This window comes from Corynebacterium sp. UD i78, from assembly GCF_056280545.1.
In genome coordinates this window covers 2,048,204-2,064,436 of record NZ_JBWCED010000001.1, presented here as the reverse complement: position 1 = coordinate 2,064,436, position 16,233 = coordinate 2,048,204, and the positions used below count along the sequence as shown (strand labels likewise).

18 protein-coding genes are annotated in these 16,233 nt (G+C 67.4%); 12 read left to right on the top strand and 6 right to left on the bottom strand.

The window, feature by feature from the left end; translation table 11 throughout:
* Positions 1-63: 63 nt before the first annotated feature.
* The 9 genes from ACZ9GM_RS09735 (at position 64) to ACZ9GM_RS09695 (ending at position 8,473) form a co-directional block, all read left to right on the top strand.
* Positions 64-1,182, top strand: a complete 1,119-nt coding sequence (locus ACZ9GM_RS09735; protein WP_476037731.1) for an iron-siderophore ABC transporter substrate-binding protein — start codon at positions 64-66, stop codon at positions 1,180-1,182.
* 32 nt (positions 1,183-1,214) lie between these two features.
* Positions 1,215-1,841 (top strand): histidine phosphatase family protein, encoded by a 627-nt coding sequence (locus ACZ9GM_RS09730; protein ID WP_476037730.1) that lies wholly within the window; start codon positions 1,215-1,217, stop codon positions 1,839-1,841.
* A gap of 1 nt (position 1,842) precedes the next feature.
* Positions 1,843-2,517, top strand: coding sequence for a TlpA family protein disulfide reductase (locus ACZ9GM_RS09725; RefSeq protein ID WP_476037729.1), 675 nt, complete (start codon positions 1,843-1,845; stop codon positions 2,515-2,517).
* Positions 2,510-3,298 carry a cytochrome c biogenesis CcdA family protein gene (locus ACZ9GM_RS09720; protein ID WP_291474408.1) on the top strand — a complete coding sequence of 263 codons (789 nt, stop codon included), beginning with the start codon at positions 2,510-2,512 and terminating at the stop codon, positions 3,296-3,298. Before ACZ9GM_RS09725 ends, ACZ9GM_RS09720 begins: the two co-directional genes overlap by 8 nt.
* 84 nt (positions 3,299-3,382) lie before the next feature.
* Complete coding sequence (locus ACZ9GM_RS09715; protein WP_476037728.1) at positions 3,383-5,167, top strand: cytochrome c biogenesis protein ResB; 1,785 nt, start codon at positions 3,383-3,385, stop codon at positions 5,165-5,167.
* A gap of 76 nt (positions 5,168-5,243) precedes the next feature.
* Positions 5,244-6,341: a c-type cytochrome biogenesis protein CcsB gene (gene ccsB, locus ACZ9GM_RS09710; RefSeq protein WP_291474410.1), complete on the top strand. Its 1,098-nt coding sequence runs from the start codon at positions 5,244-5,246 to the stop codon at positions 6,339-6,341.
* Complete coding sequence (gene rfbB / locus ACZ9GM_RS09705; protein WP_476037727.1) at positions 6,341-7,426, top strand: dTDP-glucose 4,6-dehydratase; 1,086 nt, start codon at positions 6,341-6,343, stop codon at positions 7,424-7,426. Before ccsB ends, rfbB begins: the two co-directional genes overlap by 1 nt.
* Positions 7,427-7,754: 328 nt before the next feature.
* Entirely contained in the window at positions 7,755-8,030 is a 276-nt protein-coding gene (locus tag ACZ9GM_RS09700) for a hypothetical protein (protein WP_476037726.1), read from the top strand.
* An 11-nt stretch (positions 8,031-8,041) separates the two neighbouring features.
* Positions 8,042-8,473: a hypothetical protein gene (locus tag ACZ9GM_RS09695; RefSeq protein ID WP_291473172.1), complete on the top strand. Its 432-nt coding sequence runs from the start codon at positions 8,042-8,044 to the stop codon at positions 8,471-8,473.
* A 36-nt stretch (positions 8,474-8,509) separates the two neighbouring features.
* On the opposite strand, the gene ACZ9GM_RS09690 is transcribed toward ACZ9GM_RS09695, so the two are convergent.
* Together ACZ9GM_RS09690 and ACZ9GM_RS09685 are read right to left on the bottom strand one after the other, a co-directional pair.
* Complete coding sequence (locus ACZ9GM_RS09690; RefSeq protein WP_476037725.1) at positions 8,510-9,775, bottom strand: fatty acid desaturase family protein; 1,266 nt, start codon at positions 9,773-9,775, stop codon at positions 8,510-8,512.
* Positions 9,776-9,811: 36 nt separating this feature from the next.
* The gene (locus tag ACZ9GM_RS09685) at positions 9,812-10,966 is read right to left on the bottom strand and encodes a flavin reductase family protein (RefSeq protein WP_476037724.1); all 1,155 of its coding nucleotides are present in this window, start codon (positions 10,964-10,966) and stop codon (positions 9,812-9,814) included.
* A gap of 137 nt (positions 10,967-11,103) precedes the next feature.
* On the opposite strand from ACZ9GM_RS09685, the gene ACZ9GM_RS09680 reads away from it, so the two are divergent.
* Positions 11,104-11,790 carry a dTDP-4-dehydrorhamnose 3,5-epimerase family protein gene (locus ACZ9GM_RS09680; protein ID WP_476037723.1) on the top strand — a complete coding sequence of 229 codons (687 nt, stop codon included), beginning with the start codon at positions 11,104-11,106 and terminating at the stop codon, positions 11,788-11,790.
* Positions 11,790-12,665 carry a glucose-1-phosphate thymidylyltransferase RfbA gene (rfbA, locus tag ACZ9GM_RS09675; protein ID WP_291473168.1) on the top strand — a complete coding sequence of 292 codons (876 nt, stop codon included), beginning with the start codon at positions 11,790-11,792 and terminating at the stop codon, positions 12,663-12,665. The genes ACZ9GM_RS09680 and rfbA overlap by 1 nt, the downstream gene beginning before the upstream one ends.
* Positions 12,666-12,750: 85 nt before the next feature.
* On the opposite strand, the gene ACZ9GM_RS09670 is transcribed toward rfbA, so the two are convergent.
* Positions 12,751-13,236, bottom strand: a complete 486-nt coding sequence (locus ACZ9GM_RS09670; protein WP_476037722.1) for a hypothetical protein — start codon at positions 13,234-13,236, stop codon at positions 12,751-12,753.
* 174 nt (positions 13,237-13,410) lie between these two features.
* Between ACZ9GM_RS09670 and ACZ9GM_RS09665 the strand changes: the two genes are divergently transcribed.
* Positions 13,411-13,737 (top strand): DUF4229 domain-containing protein, encoded by a 327-nt coding sequence (locus ACZ9GM_RS09665; protein ID WP_476038339.1) that lies wholly within the window; start codon positions 13,411-13,413, stop codon positions 13,735-13,737.
* A gap of 7 nt (positions 13,738-13,744) precedes the next feature.
* On the opposite strand, the gene ACZ9GM_RS09660 is transcribed toward ACZ9GM_RS09665, so the two are convergent.
* The 3 genes from ACZ9GM_RS09660 to ACZ9GM_RS09650 form a co-directional block, all read right to left on the bottom strand.
* Positions 13,745-13,870: a hypothetical protein gene (locus ACZ9GM_RS09660; protein ID WP_476037721.1), complete on the bottom strand. Its 126-nt coding sequence runs from the start codon at positions 13,868-13,870 to the stop codon at positions 13,745-13,747.
* Between the two features lie 165 nt (positions 13,871-14,035).
* The gene (locus ACZ9GM_RS09655) at positions 14,036-14,962 is read right to left on the bottom strand and encodes a 1,4-dihydroxy-2-naphthoate polyprenyltransferase (protein WP_476037720.1); all 927 of its coding nucleotides are present in this window, start codon (positions 14,960-14,962) and stop codon (positions 14,036-14,038) included.
* A 14-nt stretch (positions 14,963-14,976) separates the two neighbouring features.
* Positions 14,977-16,230: an AMP-binding protein gene (locus ACZ9GM_RS09650; RefSeq protein WP_476037719.1), complete on the bottom strand. Its 1,254-nt coding sequence runs from the start codon at positions 16,228-16,230 to the stop codon at positions 14,977-14,979.
* Positions 16,231-16,233: the final 3 nt, after the last annotated feature.

Sequence of the window (16,233 nt, the reverse complement as noted above, 5' to 3'; positions counted from 1 at the left end):
AACCGGTAACACTTCCTTCAGTGGGAGAGGGGGCATCGCGGGGAAAAGGTAGGCTTCGTTTCCATGACTATCATTCACCCATATACGGCGCTCGGGACTACCCAGGAAAACCGGACTTCCCGGGCGTCCTTCGCGAAACGGGCACTGCGCACCGCCGGCTCGGTACTCGCAGCGTCCACCCTCGTCATCGGCCTGGCCGCCTGCGGCTCCGACGATGGCGACGACATCAGCGGCAACGGCAGCTCGGGCGGCACCGACTTCGAACCGGTCACCATCACCCACGCCCTCGGCGAGGCCGAGATCACCGAGAAGCCCGAGCGCGTCGTCACCCTCGGCCAGGGGTCCGCCGAGACAGCACTCGCCCTCGGCATCGTCCCGGTGGGCACCGAGGAGTATGAGTGGGGTGCCGACGAGTCCGGCTACCTTCCCTGGGTCCACGAGGAACTGGAGAACGAGGGCGTCGCCGAGGACGACTACCCCGAACTCATCAGCGCCGGCGACAGCGGTGTCAGTGCCGAGGAGATCGCCAAACTCGACCCGGACGTCATCCTCGCGCCGTGGTCCGGGATCACCGAGGAACAGTACGACAGTCTCAGCGCTCTGGCGCCCACCGTCGCCTACCCGGAGAAGCCGTGGACGATCGACTGGAAGGACCAGATCACCACCGTCGCCACCGCGCTGGGGGAGAAGGACCGGGCTGAGGAACTCATCGGCGGCATCGAGGACCAGTTCGCGAGCGTCCGCGAGGAGAACCCCGACTTCGCCCAATACGACTTCGCCTTCATCTACAACCAGGGTGCCACCGGCGACATGGGTGTCTTCCTCCCCTCGGAGCAGCGTGCCGCCATGGTGGAGAACCTCGGCCTGACAGTCGCCCCTGTCGTCGAGGACATGAAGAGCCAGGAGAAGGAAGGCACCGACTCGGCGACGTTCAGCATCGAGAATGCCGACATCCTGGACGATGTTGACGTTCTCTTCACCTTCTACTCGGACGAGGCCAACCGGGAGGAGATGGAGGCCCTGCCGACCTACGGTGCCGTCACCGCGATCCGCAAGGGTGCGGTCGTCGCCCCGACCGACAACTCCTTCGTCACCGGCTCCTCGATGATCAACCCGCTCACCGTGCCGTGGTCCATCGACCGCTATGTGCCGATGATCAAGGACGCCATCACGCACTTATGACCTCAGCACCACGGCAGGTACGCTGACATGCCATGAGCACGATCGTCCACCTCGTCCGTCACGGCGAGGTCCACAATCCGGACCGCATCCTCTACGGTCGTCTTCCCGGCTGGCACCTCAGTGTCCGTGGCCGGCAGATGGCCGCGGCCGTCGCCGAGGATCTCGGGGACCACGACATCACCTATGTCGCTGCGTCCCCGCTCGAGCGCGCGCAGGAGACGGTCGCTCCGATCCTCGAGGCCGTCAACGGCAACCGTGCCGGCGCGCAGCTCGCCCTCACCACCGACGAGGATCTCCTCGAGGCCGGCAACCAGCTCGAGGGGCTCCACATCAAGGGTGTCCGGTCCGCGCTGTGGAACCCGAAGCGTTGGCCGATGCTGACGAAGCCGAGCGTCCCGAGCTGGGGCGAGCCCTACCCGGAGATTCTCGACCGCATGTGGGTCGCCATCGACCGTGCCCGTCGCGCCGCCGAGGGCCACGAGGCCGTCTGCGTGTCCCACCAGCTGCCGGTCGTCTGCGTCCAGCGTGATGTCCAGGGCCTGCCGCTGCAGCACAACCCGACCAACCGGCGCTGCAACCTCGCCTCCGTCTCCTCCCTCGTCTTCGACGGCGACGAGCTCACCGACTTCCTCTACTCCGAGCCCGCGCAGGAGATCTGAGATGCGTAGTACAGGGAAAGCCCGGAACGTGGCCCGGAATGCTGCCCGGAATGCTGCCCGGAATGCTGCCCGGAATGCTGCCCGGACCGTCGCGGCGTCCTCCCTGGTGGTGGGTGTCCTGCTGGGCGCCGCGGCCTGTGGTGAGGACTCCACCGCGGGGACGGACGCCGTCGCCATCGGCGGCGAGTTCAAGTTCGTCTCCCCGGGCGGCCAGACCGTGATCACCTACGACGAGGGTGACCGCAGGGAGATCGGCGACCTGGAGGGTGATTCCCTCATGGACCCGGGCACCACCATCGGGCTCAAGGACTTCGAGGACCAGGTTGTCGTCCTCAACGCCTGGGGTCAGTGGTGTGGCCCGTGCCGCTCCGAGTCCGATGACCTGCAGACCGTCCAGGAGAGGCTCGAGGAGGACGGCCGCGGCTCGCTGCTGGGCATCAATGTCCGTGACAGCGCCCGGGCGAAGGCGCAGGACTTCCACGAGGACAACGGCATGACCTACCCCTCGATCTACGATCCGCCGTTCAAGTCCGCCCTCGCCCTGGGCGGCATCCCGGCGTCCGTCATCCCGACGACGATCGTGCTGGACAAGCAGCACCGTCCGGCGGCGGTCTTCCTCAAGGAAGTCACGACCGACGAGCTGTGGGACGCCGTGGAGCCACTGCTCGATGAGTGATCTGGGAAGCACCTTCGCGGACGCGGTGACCACCGGCCCGCTGCTGCTCGGCCTGTTGGCCGCCGCCGCTGCGGGACTGGTGTCCTTCGCATCCCCGTGTGTGATCCCCCTGGTCCCGGGCTACGTCTCCTACCTCGCCGGCGTCGTCGGTGCGGAGGCGGAGTACACCGCCGACGGCACCGTCGTCACGAAGGGACGCGGACGCGCCGGTGGTGCGGCCCTTCTCTTCGTCGCCGGTTTCACCGTCGTGTTCTGCCTGGCCACAGCCACGGTCTTCGGCGCGATCCAGGCGATCCAGGTCAACCAGGACCTGCTCATGCGTATCGGTGGCATCGTCACGGTCATCATGGGCGTGATTTTCATGGGTTTCATCCGCCCGCTGCAGACCGACACCCGGATGACGCCGCGTCGCTGGTCGACACTCGCCGGCGCGCCGCTGCTCGGCGCGGTCTTCGCCCTCGGGTGGACGCCGTGCCTGGGCCCGACCCTCGCGGCGATCATCTCGGTGTCCGCCGGGACCGAGGGCATGACCGCCGTCCGCGGCGTCACGCTGATCATCGCGTACTGCCTGGGCCTGGGCATCCCGTTCATCCTCGTGGCGCTGGGGTCGGCGAAGGCACTGCGTGGTGTCGGCTGGCTGCGGCGTCATTCCCGCACCATCCAGATGGTCGGCGGTGCACTGCTGGTCGTCGTCGGCATTCTGCTGGTCAGTGGCCAGTGGGCGGTCTTCGTCGACTGGATCCGCCAGTGGCTCGTCAATGACACGACCCTGCCCGTGTAGCACTCACAGAATCAGAACCTAGACTTCCGCACAGAATCCCGCCGGAACCCGATGACGGCCCCGGCAACCGCACGAAAGGTCCCCATGCTCCGCAGTATCCTCCGTTGGCCGAAGAAGGCGTGGCAGTGGCTGACGAGGATGCGTACCGCCCTGGTGCTGCTGTTCCTCCTGGCCCTCGGCGCGATCCCTGGCGCGCTGCTGCCGCAGCGGTCGCTGAACTCGGCGAACGTTGACAGTTACCTCGAAGCGAACGGGAAGATCGCGGAGATCTACGACAAGCTGGGTCTCTTCGACGTCTTCAGCTCCACCTGGTTCGCCGCGATCTACGTCCTCCTGTTCGTCTCGCTCATCGGCTGTATCCTGCCGCGGTCGATCGACCACTGGAAGGCACTGCGCAAGCTCCCGCCGGCCGCGCCGAAGCGGCTGGACCGGATGCCGAACCACATCTCCGGCACCGTGGACATGCCTGCCGAGCAGGTGCAGAAGGAGGTCTCCGCCCGGTTCCGCCGCTGGACCGGTGGGGCCACCGAGGCGGACAAGGACCGTGCCGGAAAGTGGTCCTACTCCGCGGAGAAGGGTTACCTCCGCGAGTTCTCGAACCTCGTCTTCCACCTGTCCCTGGTCGGCATCCTGGTGTCCGTCCTCGTCGGCCGGATGGTCTACTACGAGGGTCAGGTCATCGTCGTCGCCGGCACCGAGAACTCCCAGTTCTGCAATACCGCCGTCGCGAACTTCGACTCGATGCGCTACGGTCCGACCTTCGACGGCACCACGCTGACGCCCTTCTGCGTCAACGTCAAGAACTTCAACGCCGACTACCTGCCGTCCGGTCAGGCCACCGACTTCAGCTCGGACATCGACTACGCCGCGGGGGATGACGCCCTCAAGCCCGTCGATGAATGGGACCACACCACACTGAAGGTCAACCACCCGCTGACCATCAACGGTGACCGCGTCTACCTGCAGGGCCACGGCTACGCCCCGACGTTCACCGTGACCTGGCCGAACGGCGAGACGCGAACCGAGACCATCCAGTTCCGCCCGGACGACCTGACCTACTTCCTGTCTTCGGGTGCGCTGAAGATGGACCCGCCGGCCGGTATGTACCCGGATCTGCAGGAACGACGCCAGAACCAGCTCGCCATCCAGGGGCTGTTCGCTCCCACGGCCGAGTTCTCCGGCGAGAACAACGCGCTGCTGTCCTCCCGCTTCCCGGCGATGGACGACCCGGCGGTCGCCATCGACATCTACCGCGGTGACACCGGCCTGGACTCGGGTACCGGACAGGACATCTTCACCCTGTCCCAGACCCAGCTGCACAACGGCTCACTGCAGAAGCTCGACAGGGTGAACCTGCACCAGGGCGAGGACGTGACCCTCGACGACGGCACGAAGATCTCCTTCGACGGTGCCAAGGAGTTCGTGAACCTCCAGGTCAGCCGCGACCGGACCGAGATCTTCGTGCTCGGCTTCGCCCTGCTGATGCTCATCAGCCTGGTCGGGTCACTGACGATCAAGCGTCGTCGTTTCTGGGTCCGCGTCACCGACAAGGGTGACGGCACCAGCCTCCTGGAGATCGCCGGCCTGGCCCGCACCGACTCCGCCGGCTGGGGCCGCGAGTTCAACCGCGTCTCCGAGGAGCTGCTGCACCTCGACGACGAGGAGCTGGACGAGGAGTTCGACCAGACCGACGCGGACTGGGACGACTGGGAGGACGAGCTCGACCGTGAGCTCGCCCGCGAGCGCCGTGACGGTGAGCTCAGCGACAGTGACAGCGACGGCGACAGTGACGGCGACACCGGCACGGACACCGGCACGGACACCGGCACGGACACCGGCACGGACAGTGACCCCGACGACAGCAAGTGACGACATGTTGGTGACAGACGCACCCCAGCGGTAGCGTTGACCACTGAAATCCAACTCTCAACGGAGGAACCGACGGATGTACGCCAATCAGGGGCTGGCCGAGTTTTCAGACCTGGCCTTCAAGACCGCGGTGGTCCTGTACCTCATCAGCCTCGCCGTATCGCTCGTCTACTACGGTATGCTGCGCTCGGCGACCGAGGCGCGTCGTGAACGCTCCCGCATCCTCGGGGAGGCGAAGAAGGCGTCCTCGAAGCAGAAGGTGGCCGTCGGAGCCGCTGCCGGTGGTGACGTCATCGACGGCGACGACGTCCCGGACGACGAGAGGAACGACGTCTCCGGTATCGCCTCCGGGTCGATGACCGAGTCCGACCTGCCGAAGACCTTCCAGGTCGAGGCGCTCAAGGCGAAGTTCCGCCGCGCCGACAAGTGGGGCGGGATGACGCAGATGATGGTCTGGCTCACCGCCGCCGTCCACCTGCTCTTCCTGGTGTGCCGTGGCCTCGCTGCCGAGCGCTTCCCGTGGGGCAACCTCTTCGAGTACGTCACTGTCGTCACCGGTATGGCCATCTGCGTGGCCTGTGTGGTGCTGCGCCGCAAGGCGATGCGCGTGCTGTGGCCCTGGATCCTGACGCCGATCATCCTGCTGCTCTTCTACGCCGGCACCGAGCTGTACGCCGACGTCGCCCCGGTCGTGCCCTCCCTGAAGTCCAACTGGTACTGGATCCACGTCTCCACCGTCTCGGTGGGTGGCTCCATCGGTCTGGTCTCCGGCGTGTCCTCCCTGCTGTACGTGCTGCGCCGCAAGCAGCCCAAGGGCAAGGAGCACGGCTGGTTCGGCAAGGTCGTCTCCCCGCTGCCGGACGCCTCGAAGCTGGACGCCCTGGCCTACCGCACCGCCATCTGGACCCTGCCGATCTTCGGCCTGGGTGTGGTCTTCGGCGCGATCTGGGCGCACGCCGCCTGGGGCCGCTTCTGGGGCTGGGACCCCAAGGAGACCGTCTCCCTGATCACCTGGATCCTCTACGCCGCCTACCTGCATGCCCGCGCTACACCGGGTATGCGCGGTCTGCCGGCCGCGTGGATCAACATCTTCGCCTTCGCGACGATGGTGTTCAACCTCTTCTTCATCAACATCGTCGTCTCAGGTCTGCACTCCTACGCCGGACTGAACTGATGCCGACCGTTCTCGACCGGTCCCGCCGGATCACCCGTCTGCTGGTGACCGGCGGGGCCGGTTTCATCGGTTCCAACTTCGTCCACCGCACGCTCGCGACGCGTCCTGACGTTCACATCACGGTGTTGGACGCCATGACCTACGCCGCGAATCCGGCGAATCTCGCCGGGACCGGCGTCGATCTCGTCGAAGGTTCTGTGGCGGACGCTGCGCTGGTCGACCGTCTCGTTGCGTCCCTCAGGAAGGATGCCGGAGACGCCGGGGACGGTGCGGATGCTGCCGTGGTCCACTTCGCGGCGGAGAGCCACAACGACAATGCGCTGCGTGATCCGCTGCGTTTCGTGCGCACGAACACCGAGGGCACAGCGGTGCTGGCTGAGGCGTGCGTGCGTCACGGCGTCCACCTGCACCACATCTCCACCGACGAGGTCTTCGGGGACCTGCCGTTGCGCGGATCCGGGGAACCGGGGTCGGAGGCCCGCTTCACGGTGGACACGCCCTATACGCCGTCGTCGGTGTACTCGGCGTCCAAAGCGGCCGCGGATCACCTGGTGCGCGCGTTCGTGCGCAGTCATGGTCTGAGCGCGACGATCTCGAACTGCTCGAACAACTACGGGCCGCGTCAGCACCCGGAGAAGTTCCTGCCCCGGCAGATCACCGGTCTGCTCGACGGGGAGACGCCGCGGCTCTACGGCACCGGTGAGAACGTCCGTGACTGGATCCACGTCGACGACCACAATGACGCCGTCTGGGCGATCCTCGACCGTGGTGCGGCGGGGGAGACCTACCTCATCGGCGCGGACGGCGAGCGGTCCAACCTGGAGTGTGTCCGGGCGCTCAACGGACTCTTCGGACGGGACGAGGATGACTTCGTCCACGTCACCGACCGACCGGGACACGATCTGCGCTACGCCATCGATCCGTCCGCGATGCATTCGCTGGGCTGGGAGCCGCGTTTCACCGACTTCGCCGCCGGCCTGGCGGACACGGTGGCGTGGTACCGCGACCACCGCGACTGGTGGGAGACGTCCCGGAAGGACGCCGAGCTCGTCTACCGTGCCAACGAGGACATCCTCGACTCCTGACGACGGGTGAGGGGGAGCTGCCCCGGGCCCTCACCTGTCGCTACCAGTCTGTCGCTACGAGTACGGGTACCGCGCGCCGACAGACGCGGTGGGGACAGGGAAGTGACCCTGGTGGCTGAGAGGCGGATACTCCTGATGGCGGGGATCGCCGTACCCACGGTCGCTCTGGCGTCCTGTTCCTCTGACTCCTCTGACTCCACTGACTCCACGAACTCCTCCGCTGCCGGTGACGACGCCTCGTCGGATGACTCGTCGTCCGAGGGGTCCGGTTCCGGAGACGGCGAGCTCGCCGACACCCCGGAGAGCTACCAGTTCGTCACGGGCCGGCATGGGAGCCGTGGACGACGACGGCAACGGCGCCGACTACATCCTCATGGGTGGCAGTGAGGACTGTGACATCCCTGAGGCTGACCTCCTGCCGTCAGACGCCGGTGAGCTGGAGACCGGCAAGGTCTACCGTGGTGCGGTGCTCAGCCGGCAGTCGAAGAGCGAGGGGAATCACGCCGACCGGTCTGAGTTTCACCTTCGACGCCGCGTCGGCCGGGCTCGAGGATGTCGACGACATCCTCTGGAACTGACCGACAGCAACGGTTCGGTCGCGTAGGGTCGGGGTCCATGATGAGACTGAACCGGACCCTCACCCGAACTGCCCTCACCGCGTCCACCCTGGCACTCGCCGGGGTGGCTGTCGCATCTCTCGCCGCACCGGCGGCCTCTGCGGCCTCTGTGGCCCCGGCAGCACCGTTGTCGTCCGCCGCCCCTGCGTCGACCCCCGATCAGTTTCTCTACCCGCAGTCGGGTCACGTGTACGTCGACCCGACTATGGCACAGGCGCTGTCCGCTGTCCCGGTCGGTGCGACCGCCGGTTCTGCAGGAGACGCACTGGTCACTACGTCCGGACCGTCTACGACGGTGGCGGTCCTGAGTACCGTCCAGCATGTGATCGACGGCCCGGTCCGCCAGGCTGCCGGTATCGACGCCGGAGTGGACGTGAGCTGGCAGACGGGCCCCGGAGGGATGGTCTTCAACCAGACCGAGATCCGCTGAGGACGCCCTCAGCGTCCTTCCGGAAGGACCTCCCGACTACGCCAGGATCTTCGGCCGCGCCTTCTTCAGCAGCGCGAGCCCCTTGCGCAGCTGCCGGTGACCGGTCTGCGCTGCGATCTCCGGGTTCCCGGTGAACGCCGCGTCCGACCGGACCTCCGGTGCGTTCGAGGCGTCCGCCTGCAGCATCGAGTTCGGCAGTGACAGCTTGAGCAGTGTCTTCTGCACCTGCAGGAACTGCTTCGGGAAGCTGTCGGTGTTGTACGGCAGCCCGTACTCCTCGGCGATAGCCTGCACCTCCTCGGCGATCTCCTCCAGGTGGTTCGACGGCATGTCGGGGAAGAGGTGGTGCTCGATCTGGTAGTTGAGGTTGCCGGACATGATCGTCAGCACCTTGCCACCGTGGAAGTTCGCCGAGCCGAGCATCTGCCGCAGGTACCAGTCGCCGCGGGACTCCTCCTCCAGCGTCCGCTTGGTGAAGGTCTCCACGTCATCGGGGAAGTGGCCGCAGAAGATCACCGCGTAGGCCCACACATTGCGCATGAGGTTGGCCACGAGGGCAGCCTTTCCGGCGGCCTTGGCGCGCTTTCTCGCCGAGGCGCGGCGTCCTCCCTTCTTGCCGAGAAGGACGCCGACGCCGGCGGAGACGGCGGGGAAGGCGACGTAGTCCTTGCCCCACTGCTTGCCAACCTTGAGGACGGTCTCGATGAGCCGCGGCTTCGTCTCCTCCCAGGTCTGCTTCTTGGCGAAGTAGCGGCCGAGCTCGACATCGTAGAATCCCACGGCAACCTCGAAGAGGGACGCCAGGATGACATTCGTCAACGGCTGCGCCAGCGTGGACGGCTTCCATTTGCGGTCACGGGTGACACGCAGGATGCCGTAGCCGATGTCGTTGTCCATACCTACGATGTTCGTGTACGTGTGGTGCACCACGTTGTGGGAGTGCTTCCAGCCGGACGAGGGGCCGGTGTTGTCCCACTCCCATGTCGAGGAATGGATTTCAGGGTCGTTCATCCAGTCCCACTGGCCGTGCATGACGTTGTGGCCGATCTCGAGGTTTTCGAGGATCTTGGCCACACCGAGCACCGCGGCGGCGGGCATCGCGATCGCGGGGGACGCGACGGTGCCGGCCCGGGCGGCGAGGTCGAGACCACGCTGGGTGCGGATGAGACCCTTGATGTAGCCGGCGTCCTTCGCGCCGAGTGAGTCTCGGTGCTTCTTCTCGAGTGCGGTGAGGCGACGCCCGATCTCCTTCACGTCCTCGTCGGTGAGGTGGGCGTAGGCGGTGATGTCCTGGACAGCCATGTTTTTCTCCTTGGGCGGACTTGGTTGAGATCGGGCTCAGTTGACGGCGACGGCGAGGGTGCCGGAGGGGACGGAACAGCAGGTTCGGATCTGCTCGCCGGGGCCGTAGACCGCCCCGTCGCGCAGGTCGACGGCGGTGCCGTCGGTGACGGGGACGACGCAGGTGCGGCAGATACCCATCCGGCAGCCGTGGACCAGCGGGACGCCGGCGGCTTCCGCGGCGTCGAGGATGGTCGTTGTCCCGGTGGAGGATGCCGTGACTCCTGTACTGCCGAGGATGATCTCCCCGCCGAGGTCGGCGGGATCGACGGAGCCGGGCAGGTCGGTGGCGTGGAAGCTCTCGGTGCGGATGTCGGGGATGACGGTACGGAGGTCATCGAGCAGCGGCGTCGGTCCGCAGGCCAGGGTGACGCGCTCGGCGAGATCAGGGACCAGACCGGGGAGGTCTTCGGCTGTCAGACGTCCGCGGGAGGCGGAGTCGCGGTGGATCAGCGTGTAACCCGCCTGGGATTCCTCGAGGGCGGTCAACTCGTCGCCGAAGGGGGCGGCGGGCGCGGCGGCGCGCTCGGAGTGGACGTGCACGACGTCCGGGAAGGTGGCGCCTGCCGTGCCACCTGCCGTGCCACCGGTTCCGACCTCAGCTCCGGCTTCCTGGCCGAGCCAGCGCAGGATCGACATCACCGGGGTGACGCCTGCGCCGGCCGTGACGAAGAGGATCTTCTCCGGTACGGGGTCGGGCAGGTGGAAGTCGCCGCCGGGGGCGGAGAGCCGGATGATGCGTCCCGGGCGCAGCCGGTCGGCGATGCGGGTCGACACGGTGCCGTCGGGCACCGGCTTCACGGAGATGCTGAGACGTCGTTCGCTGCGGTGCAGGCGGTCACCGGAGAGCTCCGGGGCGTTGGTCAGTGAATAGCAGCGCCAGGTCCACCGGCCGTCGATCTGCAGGCCGAGGCCGATGAACTGGCCGGCCTGGAAACGGGTGAAGGAACGTCCTGCACCGGGGCCGGGTTCGATGGTCACGGTGGTGAAGTCGTCATGGCGGTCCACGGTGGTGACGCGTCCCCGGATCTCCCGGCCGAACAGCGGGTTGAACAGCCCGGCGTAGTCGGTGGGCAGCAGTGGGGTGGTGAACGGCTCGGTGAGCTCAGCGAGGCGACCCAGGCGGGCGGCCAGTCGGTTGTTGATTCTCACAGGGGTCCTCCGTCGGTGATCGTCTCGGAGATTGGCATTGTATGCCATGGAAAATATCTATTCCAATATGTCTCTGAAACAGTAGAAGACCGGCGTGTCCGGGGGCGTGTCCGAGGGAGCGGCTAAGCTCTGTGGGCATGAGTGAGTTGATCCGCATTCCTGACGACTCCGGCATCGTCGATCTTCCCCTGCCCGGTGTCTGGGTGAATACCCCCCGGATCTTCCCGGACGACCGTGGCACCTTCCACGAATGGTTCCAGGCGGACGCCGTCGCCGAGAAGCTCGGCTACCCCCTCGACATCCCACAGGCGAACCTGTCGACGTCGACAGAAGGGGTCGTCCGTGGCATCCACTACGCCGACGTCCCGCCCGGACAGGCAAAGTACGTCACCTGCGTGGCCGGACGCATCCTCGACGTCATCGTCGATCTGCGCCGCGGTTCCACCACCTTCGGACGCCACATCGTCGTGGAACTCTCCGCCGAGAACCGTCGTGGTCTGTACCTGCCCGTGGGCATGGGACACGGGTTCGTCGTCCCGGCGGGGGCCGGCACTGCGACGGTCAGCTACCTGGTCTCCGAGGGGTACAACCCGGAGGCGGAGCACGGGGTGAGCCCGCTGGATCCGAAACTCGGCATCGACTGGTCGTTCGCCGGACTGGCTGAGTCTGATCTGGTCCTGTCCGACAAGGACCGGGACGCGCCGGGCTACCGTGAGGTCGAGGCGTCCCTCCCGTCCTACTCCGAGTGCCGCGGCTGGGAGCAGGAGCTCCGCCACGACTGGGAGGCCGCCACGGCGGAAGCCGAGGGCTGGGAGGGGGAGTGATGCGCGGCATCATCCTCGCCGGTGGAACCGGCTCACGGCTGCGCCCGATCACTCTCGGCGTGTCGAAGCAGCTCGTGCCGGTCTACGACAAGCCGATGGTCTACTACCCGCTGACCACCCTGATGCTCGCCGGGATCCGCGAGATCCTCGTCATCACCACGCCGGAGGACAATGACCAGTTCCGGCGGCTCCTCGGCGACGGCTCCCAGTTCGGGGTGTCCATCGAGTACGCGGTGCAGGAGAAGCCGAACGGGCTGGCCGAGGCCTTCATCCTCGGGGCGGACTTCATCGGCTCGGAGCCGGTGGCGCTGGTGCTCGGCGACAACATCTTCTACGGTGCGGGCCTGGGTACCCGGCTGCGCCGCTTCCATGAGGTCGACGGCGGCGCCATCTTCGCTTACTGGGTGCGCGACCCCTCGGCCTACGGCGTGGTGACCTTCTCTGCGGACGGCACGGCGACCTCGCTGGAAGAGAAGCCGGAGAAGCCGCAGTCGAACTACGCGGTGCCCGGGCTGTACTTCTACGCCCCGGATGTGGTCGACATCGCCCGGTCGCTGGAACCCTCTGAGCGCGGCGAACTGGAGATCACCGACATCAACCGCGCCTACCTGGAGCGCGGTGACCTGCAGGTGGAGATCCTCCCGCGCGGCACCGCCTGGCTGGACACCGGTACCGTCGACAACCTCATGGCCGCCGGCGACTTCGTCCGCACCATCGAGCAGCGCCAGGGCCTGAAGATCGGGTGTCCGGAAGAGGTCGCCTGGCGGATGGGCTTCATCGAGGACGCCGGCCTTGCCGCTGCAGCTGTCGCGCAAGGCAAGTCGGCCTACGCGTCCTACCTCTGTGAGCTCCTGGAGCGTGGCAAGGACCGGTAGAGGTCCTGTTCGACTGAAGTGTTCGGATCTTCTCGACTGACCACAACCGACCACAGCCCGGCACAGATTCCGCGAACTCGTCAGTTCACGGGATCTGTGCCGGGTTGTGGTGGTGAGTAACGGTGTGAGAGGCCAGGCCCCCGTGAGCAGGCTCCGGGATCAGGCGCCGGCCGAACCTGCTGACCCTGCCGCACCCGGCTCCTCGGGATCCTGGCGCTCCTGGCGGTCCTGACGGGAGGTGTCCGGTCGCTCGGCCCGGGCCTGCGTCCTCGGCGTCCTGCGCACGTTTCTCCGCCTCGGCGGCACGCCGTTCGGCGTCCTTGGCCCGGGCCTCCGCACTGCGCAGGTTCTCCTCCGCGAGCCGGTCCTTCTCGCGCTGCTGCTTGAAGCGCTCCTTGCGGATCTCCCACATGAAGTCAGGGTCATCATCCGGCCCCTTGACCTGCTTCTTCGGGGTCTTTCCCGCAGAACGCTGACCGCCGTTGATGCGGTCGCCCGACCCGGGCCCGAAGGCACGCCACAGGACGATCACGGTGACGATCACGAGGATGAGGATGATGAGCCGGCCCACGGCGGGACCCTCCTTGCGTACTGGTCGCGTACAGGTCTGGAAGTACAGGTGCGGTGTGACCTTCCATGCTACGGGATTGGGAGGGGACGCAGCGACGAACGTACAGTGGCAGTCGTGAACGATAGTGTGAACGACAGTGCGAGCGACAGCGTGAACGAGACCGTGGACGAGACCGTGGACGAGAACGATACCGCAGACCTGGCTCCCGGCAAGCTCGGCGGCAGGGGCTGGCGTGACATCTTCCTCTACGGACTGGCACGCCTGGTGCTGTTCATCGTGCTGACTGTCGTCATCCAGCTCATCGCCGTGCTGCTGGGCATGGGGCAGTCCTTCCCCCTGGCGATCAGTGCCCTGCTGGCGCTGATCATCGCCTTCCCGCTGTCGATGTTCGTCTTCAAGGGCCTGCGCCTGCGGGTCAACGAGCACCTCGCGGTCCGGGATGCCGGACGTCGTGCGCACAAGGACCAGATGCGCGCCCAGCTCGAGGAGCGGCTGGACTGACACGTCTCTAGTGTCTGATCAGACCACCCACGGCGTCCTGCGCGGGGATGATTCTGGAATCTACCCCGAGAAGCCGGGTAACCGTGGCGATGCGCCCGGTCTCTTCCGCCACCTCGCGGACGACAGTGTCCATCGGGTCCTCCAGTGGTTCAGTGGTTCGACGCCGCCGCCCGGCAATATCCAGGTCACGGCTCCGTCGGAAGGGGCAGCGACGGCGACCATCAGGAGCATGCCGTCACCGGCGCAGACCGCATAGGATGCCAGTCGGGTGGTCGGCCCGGTCATGGAGCAGCCCCGTCTACACCAGCAGCATCGCGATGAACATCGCGACAGCCCACACCAGCATCGCCCGCCCGGTGGTCCCCAGCACCGGGATCAGCTCCTTGCCGGTCGCCCCCTGTGCCACCGGCAGCGCGGCGACGATGAGCAGCGGCACGGCGATCAGCCCGATGAGTGCGGCGATCCCCGCACCGGCCAGCACCAGCGTCATCACCACGGACACGACCAGCAGCGACACGTAGAGGATCCGCGTTCCCCGGTCGCCGAGGATGACCGCGAGGGTGGTCTTGCCGGCGACGGAGTCCGTCGGGATGTCGCGCAGATTGTTGGTCAGGTTCACCGACGCGGACAGCGAGCCGATGCCCACCGCCAGTGCCAGGCCGACCCACGAGACCTTCCCTGCCTGGGTGTACTCGGTGCCGAGCACGGCGACCAGGCCGAAGAAGATGAACACGGCGACCTCGCCGAGCCCGCGGTAGCCGTAGGGGTTCCTGCCACCGGTGTAGAACCACGCGGCGAGGATGCACACCGCACCGGCGATGATCAGCCACCACGAGGACGCCAGCGACAGCACGATCCCCGCGACACCGGCCACGCCGAAGCAGAGGAACGCGGCGTACTTGACGCGCTTCGGCGGGACCAGGCCGGAGCCGGTGAGACGCAGCGGGCCGGTGCGGTCGTCGTCGGTGCCGCGGATGCCGTCGGAGTAGTCGTTGGCGTAGTTCACGCCGATGATCAGGGCCATCGCGACGATGACGGCGAGGATCGCCCGCCACCAGGACGCCCCGTCGTCCCAGATCGCCGCGCCCGTGCCGGCGAGGACGGGGGCGATGGCGTTTGCCCAGGTGTGTGGGCGTGCGCCGGTGAGCCAGTCCCGTGGGGTGGCGCCGGAGGCTGTGGAGGCTGCAGATGCTGCGGCGGACGCAGCGGCAGAGGGGTCAGACATGACTCTCACTGTAGTCAGTCGGCGGACGTGCCCCGCACAAGCTCCTGCAGGGTGCCACGGACCGCCTGACGGTCTACCTTCCCCGGGCCGGTGAGCGGTAGCGTACCGACGGTGAAGGCGCGCCTCGGCACCAGGTGAGGTGTGGTCCCCGCGTCCTTCATCCGCGCCCGGAGGGACGCCGTGCAGTCAGTGTGCTCTGCCGGCACCGTCGCCGACCCGCCCGTCTCGACGAGCACGGCGACGATCTCCCCCCACTCGTCGTCGGGCACACCCACGGCACAGCAGGTCATGCCGACCGACGCCGCGGCCGCTTCCACCTGTTCGGGCAGGATCTTCAGACCGCCGGAGTTCACCGCGCCGTCGGCGCGTCCCAGGACGGTGAGGACGCCATCATCGACCCGCCCCACATCGGAGGTGCGGAACACGCCGGGGGAGGGGAAAGCGTCCGACGCCACCGCAGGGTCGAGTGATCCGGTGACCCGGTAACCGTCGGCGACCGAGGGGCCGTGCAGCACCACACGCCCCACCCCGGCATCGTCGGGATCCACGATCTCGACGCTGTACCCGGGCAGCGGCTTGCCGTTGTACAGCACCCCGCCGGAGGTCTCGGAGGAGCCGTAGGTCAGCAGGACGCCCACCCCCAGCTCCTCACACTGCGCCACCACGGCCGGGGGAGTGGGGCCACCGCCCACCAGGACGGCGGCATAGCGGCCCAGAGCGGAGCAGCCGGCGGTGGAGTCCAGTACCCGCACCAGCTGGGTGGGCACCAGCGACGTGTACAGCGGCAGGTCGGGGTGGGTGGCCGCGAGTGCGTCGGTGGCACTGCAGAAGGTGTCCACCCGGAAGGGGCCGTCGAGGACCGCGGGCTCGGACCCGGCGTCGAGGCTGCGCAGGATGACCATCGTCCCGGCGATGTGGTGCGGCGGCAGGGCGAGCAGCCACGGGCCGGGGCCGGTGCCGAGGTGGTCGGAGATGAAGGTGGCGGAGGCCCTGATTGCGGCACGCACCCCGTCGGTGCGCAGCAGGGCGCCCTTCGGGGTGCCGGTGGAACCGGAGGTGCTGGCGATGAGGGTGCCGGGCCCGAGGTGGCGTCCCCCGTCGGTGGCGTCGTCGGCGCCCATGATCTCGGTGAGAGATGCGCCGGCGGCATCGGGGGAGACGGGGAGCAGGGCGTGGCGTCCTGCCAGGAAGTCCCGGTAGGCGGGCAGAGCCGCGCGGACGCTCGTGGCGTCCAGCGTGACCGGGAGTGCGTGGAGCGTGGTGTTCACTGC

What these genes read in the sequence shown, in the direction of transcription:
- ACZ9GM_RS09735 (WP_476037731.1), top strand. Translation starts at nt 64, where the DNA reads ATGACTATCATTCACCCATATACGGCGCTCGGGACTACCCAGGAAAAC.
- ACZ9GM_RS09730 (WP_476037730.1), top strand. Translation starts at nt 1,215, where the DNA reads ATGAGCACGATCGTCCACCTCGTCCGTCACGGCGAGGTCCACAATCCG.
- ACZ9GM_RS09725 (WP_476037729.1), top strand. Translation starts at nt 1,843, where the DNA reads ATGCGTAGTACAGGGAAAGCCCGGAACGTGGCCCGGAATGCTGCCCGG.
- ACZ9GM_RS09720 (WP_291474408.1), top strand. Translation starts at nt 2,510, where the DNA reads ATGAGTGATCTGGGAAGCACCTTCGCGGACGCGGTGACCACCGGCCCG.
- ACZ9GM_RS09715 (WP_476037728.1), top strand. Translation starts at nt 3,383, where the DNA reads ATGCTCCGCAGTATCCTCCGTTGGCCGAAGAAGGCGTGGCAGTGGCTG.
- ccsB (WP_291474410.1), top strand. Translation starts at nt 5,244, where the DNA reads ATGTACGCCAATCAGGGGCTGGCCGAGTTTTCAGACCTGGCCTTCAAG.
- rfbB (WP_476037727.1), top strand. Translation starts at nt 6,341, where the DNA reads ATGCCGACCGTTCTCGACCGGTCCCGCCGGATCACCCGTCTGCTGGTG.
- ACZ9GM_RS09700 (WP_476037726.1), top strand. Translation starts at nt 7,755, where the DNA reads ATGGGAGCCGTGGACGACGACGGCAACGGCGCCGACTACATCCTCATG.
- ACZ9GM_RS09695 (WP_291473172.1), top strand. Translation starts at nt 8,042, where the DNA reads ATGATGAGACTGAACCGGACCCTCACCCGAACTGCCCTCACCGCGTCC.
- ACZ9GM_RS09690 (WP_476037725.1), bottom strand. Translation starts at nt 9,775, where the DNA reads ATGGCTGTCCAGGACATCACCGCCTACGCCCACCTCACCGACGAGGAC.
- ACZ9GM_RS09680 (WP_476037723.1), top strand. Translation starts at nt 11,104, where the DNA reads ATGAGTGAGTTGATCCGCATTCCTGACGACTCCGGCATCGTCGATCTT.
- rfbA (WP_291473168.1), top strand. Translation starts at nt 11,790, where the DNA reads ATGCGCGGCATCATCCTCGCCGGTGGAACCGGCTCACGGCTGCGCCCG.
- ACZ9GM_RS09660 (WP_476037721.1), bottom strand. Translation starts at nt 13,870, where the DNA reads ATGGACACTGTCGTCCGCGAGGTGGCGGAAGAGACCGGGCGCATCGCC.
- ACZ9GM_RS09655 (WP_476037720.1), bottom strand. Translation starts at nt 14,962, where the DNA reads ATGTCTGACCCCTCTGCCGCTGCGTCCGCCGCAGCATCTGCAGCCTCC.